We start from the raw sequence: 20,136 nt of genomic DNA, 5'->3' as shown, positions 1-20,136 counted from the left end.
TGCCAATCCCTCAAAGACGGGCAGACCTTATTAAAAGGGTTAGGTTACTATTCACGATGAAAACACCCGAACAATGGATAAAAGTCTGTCCTAGCGACGCATTAATCGACCGTCGGCACATTATCAAAGAAGTGCTTTACGACAACCAGCCAGAATCCATCATCATCTGTCGTTTTGAAGGGCAATGCTACGCCTACATAAATCGCTGTGTCCACATGCCCAAGCGGTTAAACTGCGAACACGATATTATTTTCGACCTATCAGGGAAATTTCTACGTTGTTCCATGCACGGCATTATCTACACACCAGACACAGGGACATCACAAAGTACCATGTGCAACGGCGAACAACTGAAAGCGGTCAAAGTGACCGAAAAAGAAGGGATGATATACCTTAACGACAAACATATTCACGAATTAACTAAATAACGCACTAATTTAACTGAAATAAACCATGCCCCTCAAATACCACTTTGCGAGCCTGCAAAAGATGATGATGGACATGGCTTGTTAAAATCACCGCTCCGCCTGTTTCACAAAAATGTTGTAAACAATCAATCACCAATTTTGCCGACTTATCATCCAACCCTGCGGTTGGCTCATCCGCTAATAACACTTGTGGTTTTGTTAATAACACACGAACTAAGGTCAACCGATTTTGTTGCCCACCAGATAAAGAAGAAGCCTCACGTTCTAAAGCAACATCCTGTAACCCCACGCGCTGCATAGCTAGACGTAAATCAGGCGGAGAAGGAATATATTCCTGACGAGACTGTAAACGCTCTTGTTGAATCTGAAAGTTTTTAAATGGATATAATAGATTATCTTCAACAGTACCCGCTATGACGACATTTTTTTGCGGTAATAAAGCAACTTCAGCCCGCCAATGATTCACAGGTATTTCAAACGAGGGAATACCGTTTAAAAATAATTTTCCCTCAGTCATCGGACGCATCCGCGCCAACGCCCACAATAAACTGCTTTTTCCACATCCAGACGCGCCCATTAAATGCACTAATTCCCCTGTCCGTACAATTAATGAACAGGTAGAACCCCCCCGTAAAATAATTTTACGTTGTTCACGAACACCGCGTTCTAGGGCTATGGATTCAGCATAAAGAAGGGGGAGAATTTTGGAGTACCTCGGGAAAAATTAAACTTTGAACTCTTTTTTAAGTAAATCTATTATAACTTGACAAAATTCTTTTAATTCTCCTCTATCATTTGTCTTGTTGTAATATTCAATTAAATCTGTTGCTAATTTTTTGCCTTTTTCTATATGCCAATTCTTTCCAATTTTTTTATAAAAAATATTGCTCACGCCTTGCCATGCTCCAAAACGACGGCTCATTAATGTTTGATGATTAAGATTTAAACAACCTTCTTCTATTCCTGTCAAAGGGTCATTTTTTTCTAAGCCTATTTTATCCTCTTCTTTATTTTCAGCTTTAGCTTGCTTAATCTTTTCATTCCATAATGGCATGACACTAATATACTTATCTGATTCTTTACCTTGTGTATTTGCTGTAATTTTATAAGCAATATATTTTATCTTAAATTGTTCAAATTCTTTAGATTCTGGATTGGGAACTTCTTCTAATTCCTTTCCTAGTTTTTTACTATCACAATGTGTTTCGCTATTTGAGTTTCCTAAACAACTAGCTAGTAAATTTCTGTAATCTAACTCTAAATCTTTATATTTGGATTTTGGTTTGAAATGCTCTACTTTCATTTTAGGCATTTCATTTTCTACAAGATTAATTCTTGATTGGCAATAACAACAAATATAACCTTGTTCCTCTAACAGCTGTTTGCGGAGATTAAAAAAGTGCTGCTTATATTCTTCTTTAGAATCTAAACCATTTTTATAAACAGGGTCAATTTTTTTATCTTTTTCTTGTTTGATGAAGTCAGATAATGCTGGGCAAGGGGTTTTATAAATTCGTCGCATTATAAATTTTCCATTAAATCAATAGATGTACTCAACTCATTAATAATAGGGTCATTATCTCCTAAAATCTCTCGTAGTTCATTTAAAAGTTGTTTTGCTGGTTCTAATTGTTCTTGGTCAAAGAAATTATAAAGAGCATCAATTTTTTCCTGAATTTCTGGGGGTCTTGCTTCTATACCATAAAACTCAAAAAACAAATCAATTTCGTTACGCCCGTAAAAATGTTGAACGGAAGTAGCTATATTATTTTCAAGTTTATAAACAGTGGTGTTTTTCCATTGGGTTAAATACGCTAAAACCATTGGAGAATGACTCGTAACGATAAATTGTAAATGAGGAAATTTTTCTACTAATACCCGTAAAATATTCCGTTGTCGGGTTGGATGCAGATAAGTATCAATTTCATCAATTAATACAATACCATGAAGCTCTTCAATTGTGTTTGCTTCGTAACGTTTTCCGCGTGTGTTTGGATTGCGTAAAAAAAGGTTTTTATCATCTTTAGCGATGGTTTGATGGGCTTTTAAAGCACTGTATAAGCGCATGACTAAGCGACCTACCCAGATGAAAATATTGGTATAGCCTTGACTGAGCAAATCTAAAGAAATCCCGTCGGGCATGTCGGGGGTGCAGATAATAATGTCTTTTTTCCCTGTTGCGGGGTCGTGAACGGCACTTTTTAAGCGAATCGCGGTTGCATCAGTGTCAGAAATAATTTTAGAGAAAATATCAAAAACCCAATTGATTTGTACTAAATTTTCAGTGCGAATTTTAGCATCAGGTTCTCGATATAATGCAACTATCCATTCCACTAAATCATTTTTCCAGTTTGCAATGTCGCGGTCTTCTATTAAATCAATTACGTCATTTAAATTCGGTTCAGCAATTTTTCCTACATTCTTTTGAGCGCGTTTCTTGCCTTGTGGAAAACCTAGCACCAAATCAATAAAACGGTTTTCACTGGACAATAACCATTCATCCTCATTATCGACAAAGGTTTCTACACCGATACCGCCTAACTCTGTATCATTGAATTCAATAATTTGACTTTGTATGGCATTAATTTGTAAATTTAAATGGATAGAACCGTTATTACAAAAATGTTTTGTACCATCAAAATCCGTGTTTAAAATACGTAAATAATTTTGAATAAGTTCAGTGTCCAATGTTCTCGGAACACCTGATAAAGCTAACGCAATCGCTTTTAAAATCGTTGATTTACCGCTACCATTTTCACCGATAAAAATTGTAACTTGCCTGCTTAAATCAATGCCAAGACTTTCAAAATGCCCAATATTTTCTAATTGTAAAGAATGAAGTTTTAACGGCTTACCGATTTCGGTTAAAATTTTTATTTCAGCACTTTCTAATTTTTGACGTAATAAGGTAGTAAATTTTAAAGCCTGTAAAAATTCAGCTTCAGGAATAAAACTAAAATCAGCTATTTGATTACCTTTAAAGGCTAAATAATCATCAATTTGGGTTTTATCGATTAAAAATGCGTCTAAAGCACTTTGCCAATCTTGGGGATAAGTTTTTTTCCATTGCTTTCCATCAGTTGATTGAATAAATCCGTCGAGCAATTGCGTTATATCTTGTAAAAATTCTGCTTTTTCGCGGGAATCATTACCATTAAAAGTAATGGTTAGTTGTTGCTCAAGATTGATTTCAATAGCAATGGTCGGCATTTGATTGGTGCTATCGATGCCTTTCCAAAAAGAAAAATATAAAAATTCTTCTTCTTCTAAAAACCAATAGCCTCTAGAAAGTCGCCCTTGCTCATCATTGCGATGTGTGCGCAAGGTAAAAAATAATTGCGGATTTTTTTCACGTTTTTGTAGTAGAAATTGTAAAACAGTATTATGTAATTGACTAATTGAAGATAATCTAATCAAGCTACTAACTACTTGGCTAATAGTCTCCGCAAGATTTCTTAAACTTTGCGTTGTTTTGGGATGCTCAAAACCTAGCTTGCTCTCCCGTATTGCAAGTGCTTGCTGATGCAACTGTTTTGCCTCCGCGTGCTTTCCCTCTTTCCGATAAGATTCAGCGAGATTATTTAACCCATCAGCAATGGCAACATGGTCATTACCAAATTTATTTCGCCAAATGGCTAACGCTTTTTCATAAAATTCTTCTGCTTTGGCATAATCACCTTGGTCTGCATAAATATTGGCGAGATTATTAAAGCTCATAGCCACATTAGGATGTTGCAAACCGAAGTGCTGTTCACGAATGACTAAGGCTTTTTCGTTAAGTTCTATCGCCTTGGCATAATCACCTTGGGCTTGATAAATAGTAGCAAGATTTCCTAGGCTTGTAGCCACATTAGGATGTTGCGAACCAAAGTGCTTTTTGAAAATGGCTAAGGCTTTTTCGTTAAATTCTATCGCCTTGGCATAATCGCCTTGGGCTTGATAAATAGTGGCGAGATTTCCTAGGCTAGAAGCCACATCAGGATGTTGCGAACCGAAGTGCTTTTCTTCAATGGCTAAGGCTTTTTCGTTAAATTCTATCGCCTTGGCATAGTCGCCTTGGGCTTGATAAATATTGGCGAGATTCCCTAGGCTCGTAGCCATATCAGGATGTTCCGAGCCTAATATTTTCTTTTGAATTGGAATGGCTTTATTTAATAAGGTTTCTGCTTTTGTATAATTTCCTAAGTTATTTAAAACATTCGCGGTATTGACTAAACAGCTCGCATAATTTTGTTCTTGTCCTTTTATGCCTTTGAATAGTTCTGAGGCTTCTAAAAAATTATCAACGGCTTGTTGATAGTTAGCTGTATTTAGCGCGTGTTCTCCTGCTTCAGCTTTTTCACTGGCTAACCGTAAGCGTTTATTGAAATTCATTGTTTATATTCCGAACTATTTTTATAAATAAATTGGGGTAAGTATATCATTCAGGCAAGGGCTAAATGAAAAGACCAGACAGGTTTCAAGGGCTGTCTGGTCTTTTTGTTTTAGCTATAACTTGTTTAAAAATAAGTAAATTTAGCTTAAATAATTAACGACTGACTTTATTCAGCATCATCCGAATCAGGGGATTTTTTCCCTTTATCTTTATCCTGTTGGGGTAAATCTGTTTTTAAGCGAATACCACGGCGGGCGGGTTTTTTCCCTTTTGGGCTGGCTTTTGCGGATGTGCTTTGTGTTGCTTCAGTGTCATCATGATGGACAACAGCGGTTTCTGCTATTTCTACGCTGGTTGGTGTGGAATCCGTTGGCGGCATTTCTGCGCGTGGTTCTGTTTTTTCAACCAGTGGTTGTTCTGGCGCGTTGATTTGTTGCACCAGTGATGCGGGTATTGCGTTGATTTCCGTCGTTGTATTGGGCGACGATGAAGAATTTGCTTTTGGAGCGAGCGCGATAAGTTTCGCTTTTAAGGCTTGTATCGCCATTGTAAACATGATGAAAACAGCACGAACGATATAAAACCCCATGATAATGATGTTAATAAGCCCTGCCCAAAGGGTGAGCCATAGAGGCGGGCGATAGCTGTCTTCTACTGTTTGAGCTGTCACTGTTTCTTCTGTGGGGTGTAAACCGACACCGCCTGCTCCTGAGCATAGGTGTGTTGCACCAATACTTAAACAGCCGAGCGGTATGACAATTAAACTCAGCACGGTTGAAACCATGACACCGAATAGGAGGGAGATTGCCATCCCTTGAAAAATGGGGTCGAAAAGGATGACGAATGAACCCGCAACGAGGGCAAGTGCGGTAATCATAATCGGGCGTGTTCTGGTTTTGCAGGCTAAAATCACGGCTTCTTGTAGCGGTGTGCCTTTTTGCACTTCGTGTATGGAGTAGTCAACCAGTAGGATTGAGTTACGGACAATAATCCCCGCCAGTGCAATCCAGCCTATCATGGAGGTGGCGGTAAATTTGGCATCCAGTAACCAATGCCCCGGAATAATGCCTAATAGCGTTAGGGGGATAGGGGCCATAATGACGGCAGGAACAATAAAGTTGCCAAATTGCCAGACAACAAGAATGTAAATGAGTACCATCGCCACGCAAAACGCGAGACCCATATCGCGGAAAGTTTCATAAGTCACTGTCCATTCACCTGTCCATTCAAATGCAGAAAGTCCATCGGCAGGCGGTGCACCGAAGTAGTGTCCGCCTGTGAGTGCAACTTTATCAGGGGTTTCATAGCCTTTTAGTAAGGATTCTATTTCGAACATGCCGTAAATCGGCGCAGTGAGGCGATATTCATTATTTTCAGGGTTGTAAATCCCGACAGAGTCGCCGACTACATATTCAATCCGTCGCAAATCTTTTTGATAAATAATGGGGTCTTGGACTTCTTTCACAAATCGCCCAAGTTCTGCCAGTGGGACTGTGTTACCCGTTTGGCTGGGAATGGGTAAGTCATACAGGCGGGTGAGTTGTGAGCGCATGGCTAAAGGCACTTGTAAGACGATATAAGTCGGTTCTAATACCGTGCCGACTTTGATATCGCCGACTTTATAATCGCCAAGTGCCATGGCTAAGTTGCGGTTGATGGTGTCGACGGAAATGCCACGTCGTACTGCTTTTTCTGTATCAACCATAAATCGCCATGTGCTGTAAGGCGATGCCATGTAGTTATCAACATCGTCAACAATTTGCGCTTGGGTAAAGGTATCGGTTAATTTTTGCGCAACGGTGCGACGGGTTTCGTCATCAGGGCCATAAATTTCTGCAACAATGGTTTGTAGCACTGGGGGGCCGGGGGGCATTTCTACCACAGTGATACGGACAGGGCTGTCTTTTAAGAGGGTTTGTAAAATTCGACGGGTTTCTGTGGCGATATCGTGGCTACTGCGATGACGGTCTTTTTTGTCTTGTAGTTGGATATGTATATCGGCGTGCCATGGTCGTCCGCGTAGGTAGTAGTGGCGAACCATGCCGTTAAAGTCGAAAGGTTGTGATGTGCCGATGTAGGTCACGAGGGAAACGACTTCGGGAATTTCGCGGATTTTTGCTGCCATGGCATAGGTTAAATTTGCAGTTTCTGGCAGGGCTGTGCCTTCGGGCATGTCCACAAAAACGGAAAATTCTGGCTTGTTATCCAAGGGGAGCATTTTGACTTCTACCCATTGGATGTAGAACAGGGAGCAGGCAAGCCCGAACAGGAATAAGAGGCTAAAGAGGAATAGCCAACCTTTCCAGCGTTCTTTGTATAAAGGCGGGATGATGGCTTGAAAAAGACGATACATGCGCTCGTTAAAACGGTGTTCGACTTGTTCTGCTTTGTGTAGGGCTTGCATAGAGGGTTTTAAACGACGAGCAAGCCACGGTGTAAAGGCGAATGCGGCAAAGAGGGAGAATATCATCGCAACCGAGCCTAAGGCGGGAATCGGTGCCATGTATGGGCCCATCATGCCTGAAACGAAGCCCATCGGTAGTAAGGCAGCAACGACGGTAAAAGTGGCTAAAATCGTCGGGTTTCCAACTTCGCGCACGGCATCGACGGCAATTTCATTGCTGGTCGATTCTTCCAGTAACCAACGGCGGTAAATGTTTTCAACCACCACAATGGCATCATCAACCAAGATACCGATAGAGAATATCAGGGCGAATAAGCTGACGCGGTCAATGGTAAAACCTAACAGCCACGCGGAAAAAACGGTAATGAGGATGACAACAGGAATCACGAGGGTAACGACAATCGCAGGACGGAAGCCTAGCCATAAAAATACAAGGATAGTAACTGCACCTGTCGCAATAAATAATTTAATAATCAGGCTATTAACTTTGTCATTAGCAGTTTTTCCATAGTTGCGCGTGACTTCTACATGAACATTATCAGGAATTAATCGCCCTTTGAGACGTTCCACTTGTGCTAACACGGCATTAGCAACGCTGACACCGTTAGTATTAATCTTTTTTGCCACAGCAATCGTTACTGCTGCCGCGCCGTCAATATTGGGCACAACGCGCGTTTGTGTTGTATCGACGGGGGCTGTGTTGGCGTTGTAGGCTTTGCCTGAGAAGAAATTAACCAGTTGTTGCGGTTCTGCGGGTTCTTGGGTGACGGTTGCGACATCGCGGACATAGACAGGCGCGTCTAAGTGTGTGCCAACGACTAAACGGGAGACATCCTCCGCATTGCGTAAAAAACTCCCTGTATAAACGCTAAAGTAGCCACTTTCGGTTTCAATATGCCCTGCTTGAGTTTGATTATTTGCGGTTTGAATGGTGTTTGCGACTTGTTCCAAACTGATGGAGAAACCTGATAGCCGTTCGGGAATGACTTCGACACGCACCTGTTCCGTCCGCCCTCCCACAATAAAGCTTTGCCCTGTATTAGAAATTTCTTTTAAATTCTGCATGACATCAAGGGCTAATGTACGCAATGCGCCGTCGTCAACATCAGTCGACCATAATGTCAAGGCAACAACAGGCACATCATCAATGCCTTTGGGTTTAACTAAAGGCGGAGAAACCCCTGGTGGAATTTTTTCCATGTTCGTTTGTAATTTGTCATGGACTTTGAACACGGAATTTTCCATTTTCTCGCCCACATCAAATTCAACCGTCACAATGCCTTGCCCACGTTCTGACATGGAGTAAACATGTTTTACGCCTGCAATTTCGCTCATGATGCGTTGTAAGGGGTCTATGGCGAGGCTGGCAACTTGTTCGGCGGACGCGCCGTTATATTGGATATAAATATCGACCATCGGCACAGAAATTTGTGGGTCTTCTTGGCGCGGCGTGAAAAATATCCCCAACAAACCCATGAAAAACATGGCGATAAATAATAAAGGGGATAAAGGCGATTCAATAAACGCATGTGCCATTTTGCCCGCAATCCCTAGATGCGCAGTTGATGCGGGGGGGGTGGAGGCGTTAGCGGTTTGAATAGGAGGCTGTGGAGTATGTTCAGTCATTGCTATGAAAAATCTGTGGGAGAGGGAAGATAGGTGAACAGAACGCTTTATTATTCAATCATTGAGGGTGTTACATTTATAACACCCTGTATAACGCATCAAAAAATGATTATTTATTTTGGGGCGGTGAATTGGGTGGTGTTGTAATCCAGCCTGATGTTGTGCCAGGTGTGGGATTTAACTCAATATTATCGCCTGCTTTTAATCCACTCAAAATACTAACATTCTGGGCATCCATTTCGCGCCCAATACGAACCAGTCGCAATGCCCGTCGGTCTTGTTCTAAGACATAAACACCGGGTAGGCTACCTCGCCAAACCAGTGCAGATTTGGGAATAATGGCAAGGGTTTGCGCAGGAATGGTTAAATCTTGGATTTCGACTTGTGCGTATTGCCCAGGTCCTGTGCGCGTGCCGATGGGTAAATCAAATTTGACGGTGACTGTATGGCGTTGGGGGTCAGCAGTGGGGAAAATTTGCGCAACACGCACTTCTAATAATTGATTCGCCACATCTAAGCGGGCGGGCACACGTGCTCCAACGCTTAAACCAGCAACTAAACGCGCTGGGACATCAACCGTGATTTGTAAATAGCGAGTATCAGCAAAGTGTACTAACGGTTGTCCTGCTTGGACAGTATCACCCACTTCAATAAATTTTTTAGTGACTACGCCGTCAAAAGGGGCTTTGCTAACCGTATCCCGTAATTTTGCGTCGATTTGTTCTAACTGCGATTGGGCTTGCAACAAGGTATTACGCGCTTGTTCCATTTGCGTCCCATAGCGATGTAAATCGGCTTGACGGTCTAAAAAAGTGCTACTTTGTCCGAAGAAATCGCTGGCAGGTTTGGTAAAAAATTGGTCGAACATATTAGGCATTCCCATACCACCAGGGGCTTGCGCGGGTGAGTTAGGCGACCATAATTCGCGGTTATATTGCACATTCGCATTACGCAAGGTAGCGTCTGCATTCATCATTTGTGCAATAGCAGCGCGACGTTGTGCCAATAATTCATTATCGTTTAAAGCCACTAAAACGGTATCTTTAGGAAATGCCGAGCCTTCTTCTCCTGCAAGACGTTCTACCCGTCCCGATAATTGTGCAGAAAAAGTCACCTCTTTATAAGGGACGACCGTACCGCCTAACGTCACAGTTGTCGGGATAGCATACTCCCGCACCACATAAGATTCTGCGGCAAGCGTCACACACGCTACCATGTACAAACCGAACAATGTTGTTATTTTAATCAGTTGTTTAAACATGCTGAATGGAGTGCCTCATGCTGTGCTAATGCCTGTCGTGCGCTTAAAAATACTAAAGTTGGCTGTACTTCTTTGATGAACGAAATACTTTAAGAAGTACAGCACAAAAAACGATAGTGGGGGATTATGCCTTGACTTTCCCCATCACATTAAAACTTTTAATAAACGGCCCTGCCATGCGCGGGTCTTTAATCATCGCCGTATAATCACCCGTTTTAAATTTTAATTTCCCGCCCATATAAGCCATGCCTAGCCCCGCCATGCCGATACCTTTTTCCATCCATTTTTGCCAATTATCGGCGGTTGCGCGTAAATCCCAATTTAACGGCTCATTATTATAAGGCCCCGCAGAAACGGCTTTACCCGCTTGTACTACTAAAATGCCTGTTGGTTTGTCTTGGTCAGGAAATCCATAAGCAATGGTTGAGTTAAAATTAATTTTTGCCAATGCCTCTGCTAATTCAGGTTCTTTATTCCACTCAGTCATATAAGCCTGCATCCAAGCCTCAGAAAATAAGTCAGCCATCTTTCACTCCCACAATGTTATTGTCATTTAGCAGATAAATTTCGCTACACTCGTTTTCATTGAAAAATGAGCGAAATAACCCAATTAAAAAACTTTCATCCTGTATAGTATGATTTTTTGTTAAGCTAACAAAGAAGCTTTTAGTTATAGTCTTATGTGAGGGGCTTATAACAACTCATCAGCTTAATAAAAAATTAACAATAAATATAACTTGTTAGCTGTTAATTGCTCAAGCAGTATTTAAGTCTTTTATAGACCTATTAAACAAACTTAGTGCAAATTATATTAGCATTTTCTTATTGAGACTCACAATAACACTTTCGTATAAAAAACTACGGGATTATAGCTCTCATATTGATTTCCCCTAATAAGCATTTCAATATATACACGACTTAAAAAGTAGGTTTTCTCTCACTCTCCCTAATACGTAATAGAGTTGACGGTTTCACCCTGTTGTTTAAATACAATAATATTGTTATCAACAACATGCTAAATAATTCAATAAGCATATACAGCACTGAAACCAACAACATAACAATCAAGTATTACAAAAACGTCTCCTTGCTATTCACTTCAAATGACTATCCATGAGCTAGCGTAATACGAAAACACCTTTTAATACAAAGGAGTATATAACGCCATATTTATTGAGCTGAATTTATTGCACGTATTAAGATGGATAAGTAACGGGCATATTCCTTAATTTTTGTGAAAAAATGATTTTAGTATTGTGAAAACAATAACTTTTTAACTATTACGCGCTACTTAAGAATTGCAATAAGTGCGTTACCGTATATTATGTAATAACTTATCTAATGATTGATTCACACAACGCCTGATTATCACCAAAGTCTATATAGAATCACTGGTTAGATTTTTTAGTCATTATTTTTGTTCATAGGACAATTGAACTGTATGAGTTATATCAGTCCAGGCAGTGCGTTAGGGTGCACAATTAACTCTCACCGCAAAGGGTGGGATGGCAGTATCTGCAAAAATGCGGAAACATGGAATTGTTCTGCAAAACAGCAATTTAGAACAGATTACTGTCAACAAGGTGACCCCCGCTGTTATCACATTCATGTATTTGAAGAAGCAACACCATATTGCTTAGTCGACGACTTAGGCATTGGTTGGTTGCTTGAACCCCACCCAGAAGCACTCAACGACCAAATTCTGTTATTTTGGGGAAAACGTTTCCAAGAACCTCGCGGGATTAGTGAAATTAATACCCGTCCTAAAGATTATGTTTTCGGCGCTTATCGAGTCCGTACCGTTTCACAGCAAAAAATTAACGAATTCAAAACAATTTGGAAAATAGAACCTTATCCAGATGGTTGGGTGCGCTTTCAACAACCTTATGATTTAACTGTTTACTATAGAAGTATTATGGGAGGCGTTTATCTCAAGGAAGTGAATCGGGTTGCTGTGGAAAATATGTTTGAAAAAGCTGCTGAAAAAGCCACCATGGCAAATCCTAATTGGCATGAAGCAGAAGACGCAGTGCGTTTTGAACGCTTTCACGCGCAATTATCAGAATGGTTTGAAATTGCCCGCGAAACCGCCGAAAGTCATAATATTACGTATAGTTCGAAAACCTTTCTACCGCCGACAGTTAATAACAATAATCCGCCCGTTATTATCAGCAATAGTAATAATTTATCTAAGAATCCATTTGAAGAACAATTAAAAGGCTTAGAGATTAGAAAGGCAACACATCCCATTATCTCACCCAAAAAATCGGATTTTGTAGCTTATCATTTGATTGAAAAGGATACCGTCAAAGATAAAGTTAAAACGGTTTATGGGAAAGAAGTGTTGGATGCAGTTATGGCAGTTTCGCTCACCAAAAATATTTTAATTTTGACAGGACATCCAGGCGTAGGAAAAAGTACCCTTGCAATGGAACTGATTGATGATACTGAGCGTAAATTAATTGTGCCTGTTGGCTCTACATGGCGCGGGCGCGAAGATTTATTAGGTTACGTTAATCCTGTTAGCAACGAATTTGAACCGACAGAATTCACCCGTTTCTTGTTCAAAGCAGAAACAGCTTGGCGGAAAAATTTACGACATACCTACCTTGTGATTTTTGAAGAGTTTAACCTTAGCCAACCTGAATATTGGTTCTCTGACATTCTGGTACGTTCACAATATCCTGAAGACCAAGAGAAATTACGTACTTTAGATTTAGGGGGGAAAAAAATTCGTGGTGTTGAGAGTAACAGCAGCAAAGTATTTATTAGCCCCGCGCTACGTTTTGTCGCAACAATTAACAACGACCACACAACCTTATCACTTTCTCCGCGTGTTTTAGACCGTGCGTCTATCATCGAACTAACGCTAGAGCCACGCACAACATTAGAACGCGCTAAATTAGAGCTAGAAGAAAAACAAATCATGGCAATTGAAGAACTAGACGCATTATTAAAGTATAAAAATGCCATGTTCTCGATGCGGGCGGCGGAATCGTTAAAACGCTGTAGTGAAAGTTTACAACTCTTAGATATGTATAGTATTTGGGATGCTTTAGATATTGTGCTACTGCAACAGGTTTTAACCAAAGTACGCTTAATGGTGGGCGATCCTTCCAACGACAGCTTAATGCAAGGTTTAGAAGATTGGAGCGAAAATTATGGCAAATATCTGCGTAAGTGCGCCAGTTTAATTAATAACTGGACAGAAGCGTTAAAAGATGGACGCGATGTGATTCAAGCCTAACTAACCGCTTTAACAATTTTGCATTATTATGTGTTGATTCAACCCACTTTATACTGCATTTAAGGACTCAGTTCGCACAATGACTGCTACTAAACCATTATGGATAAGTTGTGAATTTTTCCCGCCTCGCACGGATGAAGCGGCAACTAAACTAAAACAAGTACAAGCTCGTTTAAAAGTCTTAAATCCGACCTATTATTCTGTGACTTTTGGCGCGGGTGGTTCTACACAAGAAAAAACCTACGAAACGGTTGTCGATATTCAAAGCAATGTCGGCATTCCCGCCGCGCCACATTTATCTTGTATCGGCAGCACCCGCGATAATATTCGCCAATTGCTCAAAGCCTACCAAGAAAAAAATATCAGTCGAATTGTTGCCTTACGCGGGGATCAACCTTCTGGTTGGGCTGGTCGTTTAGGAGATTTTAATTATGCGAATGAATTAGTTGAATTTATTCGTGCGGAAACAGGTCAATATTTTCATATAGAGGTCGCTGCCTATCCTGAAATTCATCCGCAAGCAAAGACCGCCGAAAGTGATTTACAGTACTTTGTGCAAAAAGTGAATGCAGGGGCAGACAGTGCAATTACCCAATATTTTTACAATGCCGATGCTTATTTTTACTTTGTAGAAGCGGCGCAAAAGTTAGGCGTAACGATTCCGATTATTCCAGGGATTATGCCAATTAGTAATTATGAGCAACTGACACGCTTTTCTGATGTGTGTGGGGCTGACATTCCGCGCTGGTTACGTAAACGGTTAGAGTCTTTCAGCGATGATAAAGCCTCTCTACAAGCCTTTGGCATCGATGTTGTTACAAATCTATGTCAACGTTTGATTGATAACGGTGTCACAGGGCTACATTTTTATTCATTAAATCAATCTGAATTAACCTTGCGTGTTGCAAGAAATTTAGGGTTGATTCCTGCCTAAGCAAACGCAAGTTTGATTAAGCAAAAACGGATAATACGGTTTTAAATCGTGTTATCCGTTTTTTTTTAGTTTTTTCTGCCCTGTATTCTTGAGTTCTTTAACCTGAATTCTGCAATATTTTATAGCAAACGTGCCATAAAGTGATTTAAATCTAGGACTGCCAGTCCTTCGCATCGTTTTATAGTGCGTTTACTATATAAGATTAAAAAAACACTGTCTGCATCAGGATTTTCAGGATTAACAGAATTAAAAAGACAAGAAAATTAAAAGAATAAAAAATTATGTTTTTAATTGTTTTTAATTCTGCTAATTCTGCTAATTCTGAAAATTCTGTGAATTCTGATTCAGACAAAAAAAGACCTGCTAGGTTTTCAAAACCTAGCAGGTATCTGTTTTATTTTATAAATATCGCCGAACTCGGGTTTCTGAAAATTCTGTGAATTCTGATTCAGACAAAAAAAGACTAGCAAACCTTATTTAATTACTCGAACGAGTTCTTTAATGTGTTACGGTGAACGAATCAAAAACGGGCGTTGCATTAAGGTATTTTCAAAAGAAACAGGCTGATATGGGGATTTAGTTTGACGGAGTAAGCCATAAATTTGTTCTAGTAATTCATCACTATTATGGCTTTCTTTTTTGATAATCGTATCAACATGCCCATGTAAATGCGCTTGGTCTTCCGCGCTCAATTTTGTTGCGGTTAGAACAACGACGGGAATAGTGCGCCAGTTGGGGTTATCTCTTAAATGGGCGATAAACTCGAAACCATCCATTTCTGGCATCAGTAAATCTAATAAAATCAAATTGGGTTTTTTATAAGCTAACTGTTCCAGCGCGACCCGTCCATTTTCTGCTTTATAAACCCGCCAACCTTCTTGTTTTAAAATTTCCGCCATATGTTCACGGGTAACAATTTCATCTTCTACAATCATAACGGCATGTGAACCCTGTTCACCAATATGATATTTTTGCAGAATATTAATAACTTGTTGCCGTCCAACAGGTTTCATCAAATAATCGGTTGCTCCCAGTGCAACACCTTTTGATTGCTCATTTTCCATAGAAATCATAAAAACGGGGATTTCTGCCAGTAAATTATCGCTTTTTAAGGCAGATAAAACATTCCAGCCATCTAAATCGGGCATTTTGACATCGAGTAAAATCGCATCGGGGCGTAATTTTTTCGCCAGTTTTAAACCTTCTTCGCCATTTTCTGCGGTTGCGACACTGTAATTGAGGCGTGTGAGATAACTTTGTAGCAGTTCACGCACTAAAATATCGTCGTCAATAACCAAAATAATGCCACTGTTGACTAATAAATGTTGTATATCGTTTAAGGTTTCTTTAGCGGGTGATGGGACTTCAAGCTGTACTTCTAGTGGTAAATGTACGGTAAACGTACTGCCTTCACCAAAGACGCTAGAAACATGAATACTCCCGCCCATCATTTCAATAAATTCTTTTGTAATCGCAAGCCCTAAGCCTGTTCCGCCATAACGGCGAGTGGTGGAGGCATCCGCTTGGCTAAAGGGTTTAAACAATTTGCGTTGTTGTTCTATGGTCATGCCGATACCGTTATCGCTGACTTTTAACATTAACCAATCGCTGGGACTTGCGGGTTGTCGCTCAACAATAAGGGTAATAACCCCATTTTCAGTGAATTTAATTGCATTACTGAGTAGATTAAAAAGAATCTGTCGTGTTTTAACAATGTCGGCATATACATTTTCAATTTTATCAGTTAGTTGTAGATTTAAACGATTATGATTTTGCGCTAATAATGGGCTAACGGTATCTATCACTTCTTTAACCATCACATCAATGGCGAAGCGTTCTAAAGACAGTTCCATTTTGCCTGCTTCAATTTTTGATAAGTCTAATATATCGTTGATAAGTCCTAGTAAATGTTTAGCAGATGAGCGAATTTTTTGTAAATCGGGGATGAAATTCTCTAAACCATCCTCTAAAGCATCTTCTAATAATATTTCGCTATAGCCAATAATTGCATTCATCGGAGTTCGTAATTCATGGCTCATATTGGCTAAAAATTGACTTTTTGAGAGATTTGCCGCTTCTGCCTGTTCTTTTGCTTTATTTAATTCTTCCGTGCGTTCTTCAACCTTTTTTTCTAAATCATTAGCATAGGCAAGTAGTTGTGTATCACGGTGTACAATTTCTTGTTCTAATTTTTCTTGTAAGCGGTGTAGTGCTACGTGGGTGCGTACTCGTGCAAGTAGTTCTTTTTCTTGAAAAGGTTTATTAACGTAGTCAACGCCACCTACTTCAAAGGCTTGTAGGCGATTTTCGGCTTGGGTTAATGCGGACAGAAAAAGCACGGGAATCGTGGCAAGGCGGGGAATGGCTTTTAAACGGCGACAGGTTTCGTATCCATCCCATTCAGGCATAGTCACGTCTAACAGAATCAGGTCGGGCGGGGTTTCTTGTGCAATGTTTAATGCAGATTTGCCATTTTTTGCTAATAAAACGGTAAAGCCTTCTTGTTGTAGCACTTGGTTTAAAAAGGCAAGGTTTGTGAGCGTATCATCAACGACTAAAACGATTGGCTTGTTATTATTCATAAATATCCTTGAATACAGCAGTGTTCACAGAAACCCATTGTGATGACGATATTAACAATGTTTATTTGCTCCCATTGGGAAAAATGGGAGTGTATTCAAATGGGTAGTTGACTAGGTAATAGTCTTTTAAACATCTGCAATTTTTATGATGGTTCTGCCTGTTATTTTGCCATCAATGTAGCGATTAAACACGGTCAATAAATCAGAAAAAGTAACTTCTTGGTTAATAATAGCTTTTAAATTAGATGGATATAAATCCGTTGCGAGTCGTTGCCATAAGTGTAAACGGGTTGCTGGGAGAATTTCATCACAATTGATGCCTAGTAAATTAATCCCTCGTAAAATAAAGGGCATAACTGTTGTGTTCAGTTCGTGACTACTGGCAAGACCGATTAAGGCAATGTTGCCACGAGGTTTTATTGTACGGGTTAACCATGTCAAGGTTTTTCCGCCTAGATTGTCAATTGCACCAGCCCATTGGGCTTTTTCTAAGGGACGACTTCCATAATCTATTGTTTGGCTCAGTAAAACATCGCTTGCACCGATTTGGCGTAGGTAATCCGTTTGTTCTGCTTTACTGGTTAATGCGGTAACGTGGTAGCCTAAGCCTGCTAGTAGATTGATAGCGAGACTACCGACACCGCCTGTTGCGCCCGTTACTAGAATCGGGCCTTTTTCGGGTGTTTGTCCATTTTCTTCTAACCGTTGAACCGCCAATGCAGCGGTAAAACCTGCTGTTCCGATTGCCATTGCGGTTTGTAGCGTTAAACCGCTAGGTAGGGGGACAACCAGTGATGCAGGAACGCGCACATATTCTGCATAACCGCCATCTCTTTGTTCGCCTAAACCGCATCCTGTTACAAGCACTTTGTCGCCAATTTGAATATGGGCGACATCGCTTTGTACAACCACGCCCGCAACATCAATGCCTGCATTGAGGGGAAAGGATTTGAGAATTTTACCTTTACCCGTCACGGCTAAGGCATCTTTATAGTTGATGTCGGAATAGGCGGTTTTAATGACAACTTCCCCAGCACTTAAGTCGGCAAGTGTTAAGGTTGTCATGCGTGGGCAGGTGGTGTTGTGTTCGTTAAAAACCCGCAGGGCTTGGAAGGTGGTAGGAATTGGCATGTTTTCTCCTTTGGTGATAGTTTTTATTTAATCACAACTTACTGTTTTTAAGTAAAAAAGTAGTTGCGTAGTATCTGCTGTGAGGCTTAATGTCACTTGGCAGGCTTGTGTACCTACATAAACACGAGGAATTTCTAAATCACCTGTTTCTGCATGATAAATACTGGCTGGTGCTAATCCTGTTTGCACCGCTGTTGTTGTTAGCTGTGTGACGGCAAAATGCCATTCAGGGCTGGTTTGTTGTTGTAATACTGCTTGAAAAGTGCTGGTGTTGCCTTGTGCATCAGTCACAGTAACAACAGGTAGTTGTAAATTGCCTGTTTCTGGTAAGTATTCTGCTTGTTGAATCAGTTGATAAGTTTGTGTGGCGATGTTTTGATGAACCACTGTTGTTGGGTGTTTGTCATCCCAAAATAAATAGCTGTTTGGGTTATCACAAATTTGTTGCGTTGGTGTTGTTTGTAAACAAGGTTCGGTAACGTTTTCTAAATTTAAAAGTGCGGGGGTTGTGACTAAATTGCGTAACGTAGAAAAGGCATCAATATAGGCGACAGAATAATTTAGCTGATTGAGCCGTGCGTACAAGCTCGCATTATATTGCGCGATAATATTGGTTAACGTGCCGTCTGTATTTTGTGTTTGTCCTGAAGGTGTTAAGCCTAAATCAGGGACATTAAGAACGGCGATGAATTGCGCCCCCGCTTCGTGTAATTGCGTCACAACGGATATCACATTATCAACAGTTGTCTGAATGTTTGCTTCAGTTGCATCATTGCCGAAGACAAAAAAATCATTGCTACCAGCACCGACAAGATATAAACCTGTTGGGTCGGCTTGAGGATTGCTACGTAGATAATTATTGACTTGTGTTTTTAAGCCTTGCGGTAAAAAACTTGTACCTGTTTCTGCGCCACCCCATGCAAAATTAGTATTAGCGTCATACGTCAATTGTAATTGTTCCGCTAAGTATTCTACCCAGATAGAACCATTGGAAAAACGTCCTTGATAGTAAGGGGGAGAAGCGGGCAAGCTTCCGCCACTTAATTGATAAATTCGCCCTGTATCTGACAAACTGTCGCCAAAAACATAAATCGCTTGATAAGGATTTGCGACGCTGATAGCGGGTTGTAAAATAGTGAGAAGTAACACATTGATGAGAAAGTTACGCATAGATTTTTCCTGTAGATATTATCTAAAGTGCGAAAAGGCATGAAGGGTCATTTTTAAACAGAATGACCTTTATATTTTAAGCATAGAATGCTACCTACTCGCCAGTTATCAAAAAATCTTATATATAAGATAAATATCAAATAGATAGCAATAATATATTTCTCTACCAAACAGCTCAACACACCGTATTTTAAAAACACCGTGCTGTTTCACACCACCAAGGGTTATAACGATGAAAATAGTACTTGTCAGCGATACCCACGGCTTTCATCAGGATATTGACTATCCAGAAGGCGATATTTTGCTACATGCTGGGGATATTACCGAACATGGAACTTTTGCAGAAATTCGTGAATTTGATAATTTTTTAGGGACATTGCCCTATCGCTATAAAATATTTACCGCAGGGAATCATGACTGGGCGTTGTATCAACGTCCTAAAGAAGCCCGTGCATTGATTAAAAACAGTATTTATTTGCACGATGAAGGAATAGAAATTGATGGTTTAAAAATCTATGGTTCTGCGTGGCAACCGCGTTTTCTCAATATGGCGTTTAATCTCAGTCGTGGACAAGAATTAGCCGAAAAATGGCAGTTAATTCCAAAGGATACCGATATTTTATTAACGCATACCCCACCCTATGGCATTGGTGATACGGTCAGTACGGGCGAACATGTTGGCTGTGAGGCTTTGCGCACTGTGGTACGAGCATTGACATTACGGTTACATGTTTTTGGTCATATCCATGAAAATTATGGTTATTTTCGTGAAAATACAACGGTATATGTCAATGCATCCAGTTGTAATTTACGCTATGCCCCCCGTAATCCACCGCTATTAATTAATTTGTAATGCCTTAATTAGTTATGATGCAATCGTGGGTATCGTTTGTATGTAGCGACATAAGCAATAACCCTACTGATTTTACGATAGAAAATTGATTAGCATTATCCAATAAACTCACCAAATTTGTATCA

General features: G+C 40.2%; 13 protein-coding genes. 4 read left to right on the top strand and 9 right to left on the bottom strand.

Going from position 1 to position 20,136, the window contains the following annotated elements; all coding sequences use genetic code 11:
• The first annotated feature begins 56 nt into the window (after window positions 1–56).
• Window positions 57–428: a Rieske (2Fe-2S) protein gene (locus BEGALDRAFT_RS02225; RefSeq protein WP_002683231.1), complete on the top strand. Its 372-nt coding sequence runs from the start codon at window positions 57–59 to the stop codon at window positions 426–428.
• A gap of 4 nt (window positions 429–432) precedes the next feature.
• On the opposite strand, the gene BEGALDRAFT_RS02220 is transcribed toward BEGALDRAFT_RS02225, so the two are convergent.
• From BEGALDRAFT_RS02220 to BEGALDRAFT_RS02195, 6 genes are all read right to left on the bottom strand, one after another.
• Window positions 433–1,035, bottom strand: a complete 603-nt coding sequence (locus BEGALDRAFT_RS02220; protein ID WP_269719557.1) for an ABC transporter ATP-binding protein — start codon at window positions 1,033–1,035, stop codon at window positions 433–435.
• 117 nt (window positions 1,036–1,152) lie between these two features.
• The gene (locus tag BEGALDRAFT_RS17750) at window positions 1,153–1,950 is read right to left on the bottom strand and encodes a retron system putative HNH endonuclease (RefSeq protein ID WP_002683226.1); all 798 of its coding nucleotides are present in this window, start codon (window positions 1,948–1,950) and stop codon (window positions 1,153–1,155) included.
• The gene (locus BEGALDRAFT_RS17745; protein ID WP_002683224.1) at window positions 1,950–4,802 is read right to left on the bottom strand and encodes a tetratricopeptide repeat protein; all 2,853 of its coding nucleotides are present in this window, start codon (window positions 4,800–4,802) and stop codon (window positions 1,950–1,952) included. The genes BEGALDRAFT_RS17750 and BEGALDRAFT_RS17745 overlap by 1 nt, the downstream gene beginning before the upstream one ends.
• A 167-nt stretch (window positions 4,803–4,969) precedes the next feature.
• Entirely contained in the window at window positions 4,970–8,833 is a 3,864-nt protein-coding gene (locus BEGALDRAFT_RS02205; protein WP_002683222.1) for an efflux RND transporter permease subunit, read from the bottom strand.
• A gap of 109 nt (window positions 8,834–8,942) precedes the next feature.
• Window positions 8,943–10,094 carry an efflux RND transporter periplasmic adaptor subunit gene (locus BEGALDRAFT_RS02200; RefSeq protein ID WP_198284592.1) on the bottom strand — a complete coding sequence of 384 codons (1,152 nt, stop codon included), beginning with the start codon at window positions 10,092–10,094 and terminating at the stop codon, window positions 8,943–8,945.
• Between the two features lie 124 nt (window positions 10,095–10,218).
• Window positions 10,219–10,620 carry a hypothetical protein gene (locus BEGALDRAFT_RS02195; RefSeq protein ID WP_002683219.1) on the bottom strand — a complete coding sequence of 134 codons (402 nt, stop codon included), beginning with the start codon at window positions 10,618–10,620 and terminating at the stop codon, window positions 10,219–10,221.
• A 915-nt stretch (window positions 10,621–11,535) separates the two neighbouring features.
• On the opposite strand from BEGALDRAFT_RS02195, the gene BEGALDRAFT_RS02190 reads away from it, so the two are divergent.
• The gene (locus tag BEGALDRAFT_RS02190) at window positions 11,536–13,341 is read left to right on the top strand and encodes an McrB family protein (protein ID WP_002683218.1); all 1,806 of its coding nucleotides are present in this window, start codon (window positions 11,536–11,538) and stop codon (window positions 13,339–13,341) included.
• 79 nt (window positions 13,342–13,420) lie between these two features.
• Window positions 13,421–14,275, top strand: coding sequence for a methylenetetrahydrofolate reductase [NAD(P)H] (metF, locus tag BEGALDRAFT_RS02185; RefSeq protein WP_002683216.1), 855 nt, complete (start codon window positions 13,421–13,423; stop codon window positions 14,273–14,275).
• Between the two features lie 506 nt (window positions 14,276–14,781).
• On the opposite strand, the gene BEGALDRAFT_RS02180 is transcribed toward metF, so the two are convergent.
• From BEGALDRAFT_RS02180 to BEGALDRAFT_RS02170, 3 genes are all read right to left on the bottom strand, one after another.
• Window positions 14,782–16,857 carry a response regulator gene (locus BEGALDRAFT_RS02180; RefSeq protein ID WP_002683215.1) on the bottom strand — a complete coding sequence of 692 codons (2,076 nt, stop codon included), beginning with the start codon at window positions 16,855–16,857 and terminating at the stop codon, window positions 14,782–14,784.
• A 126-nt stretch (window positions 16,858–16,983) separates the two neighbouring features.
• Complete coding sequence (locus tag BEGALDRAFT_RS02175; RefSeq protein WP_002683213.1) at window positions 16,984–17,988, bottom strand: YhdH/YhfP family quinone oxidoreductase; 1,005 nt, start codon at window positions 17,986–17,988, stop codon at window positions 16,984–16,986.
• Between the two features lie 27 nt (window positions 17,989–18,015).
• On the bottom strand, window positions 18,016–19,158 hold the full coding sequence (locus BEGALDRAFT_RS02170) for an SGNH/GDSL hydrolase family protein (RefSeq protein ID WP_002683211.1): 1,143 nt from the start codon (window positions 19,156–19,158) through the stop codon (window positions 18,016–18,018).
• Window positions 19,159–19,390: 232 nt separating this feature from the next.
• Here BEGALDRAFT_RS02170 and BEGALDRAFT_RS02165 point away from each other — a divergent pair, with 232 nt between their 5' ends.
• Window positions 19,391–20,011 carry a metallophosphatase domain-containing protein gene (locus BEGALDRAFT_RS02165; protein ID WP_002683209.1) on the top strand — a complete coding sequence of 207 codons (621 nt, stop codon included), beginning with the start codon at window positions 19,391–19,393 and terminating at the stop codon, window positions 20,009–20,011.
• Window positions 20,012–20,136 lie beyond the last annotated feature (125 nt).

Origin of the sequence: Beggiatoa alba B18LD (genome assembly GCF_000245015.1) — a bacterium.
Lineage (GTDB): Bacteria > Pseudomonadota > Gammaproteobacteria > Beggiatoales > Beggiatoaceae > Beggiatoa > Beggiatoa alba.
The sequence above is the reverse complement of the archived record's forward strand: the minus strand, read 5'-3'. Positions and strand labels throughout refer to the sequence as shown.

Coding starts and splice junctions, on each gene's coding strand:
- BEGALDRAFT_RS17745 (WP_002683224.1), bottom strand. CDS start 4,802: ATGAATTTCAATAAACGCTTACGGTTAGCCAGTGAAAAAGCTGAAGCA.
- BEGALDRAFT_RS02195 (WP_002683219.1), bottom strand. CDS start 10,620: ATGGCTGACTTATTTTCTGAGGCTTGGATGCAGGCTTATATGACTGAG.
- BEGALDRAFT_RS02165 (WP_002683209.1), top strand. CDS start 19,391: ATGAAAATAGTACTTGTCAGCGATACCCACGGCTTTCATCAGGATATT.
- BEGALDRAFT_RS02225 (WP_002683231.1), top strand. CDS start 57: ATGAAAACACCCGAACAATGGATAAAAGTCTGTCCTAGCGACGCATTA.
- BEGALDRAFT_RS02200 (WP_198284592.1), bottom strand. CDS start 10,094: ATGTTTAAACAACTGATTAAAATAACAACATTGTTCGGTTTGTACATG.
- BEGALDRAFT_RS02190 (WP_002683218.1), top strand. CDS start 11,536: ATGAGTTATATCAGTCCAGGCAGTGCGTTAGGGTGCACAATTAACTCT.
- BEGALDRAFT_RS02175 (WP_002683213.1), bottom strand. CDS start 17,988: ATGCCAATTCCTACCACCTTCCAAGCCCTGCGGGTTTTTAACGAACAC.
- BEGALDRAFT_RS02170 (WP_002683211.1), bottom strand. CDS start 19,158: ATGCGTAACTTTCTCATCAATGTGTTACTTCTCACTATTTTACAACCC.
- metF (WP_002683216.1), top strand. CDS start 13,421: ATGACTGCTACTAAACCATTATGGATAAGTTGTGAATTTTTCCCGCCT.
- BEGALDRAFT_RS02180 (WP_002683215.1), bottom strand. CDS start 16,857: ATGAATAATAACAAGCCAATCGTTTTAGTCGTTGATGATACGCTCACA.
- BEGALDRAFT_RS17750 (WP_002683226.1), bottom strand. CDS start 1,950: ATGCGACGAATTTATAAAACCCCTTGCCCAGCATTATCTGACTTCATC.
- BEGALDRAFT_RS02205 (WP_002683222.1), bottom strand. CDS start 8,833: ATGACTGAACATACTCCACAGCCTCCTATTCAAACCGCTAACGCCTCC.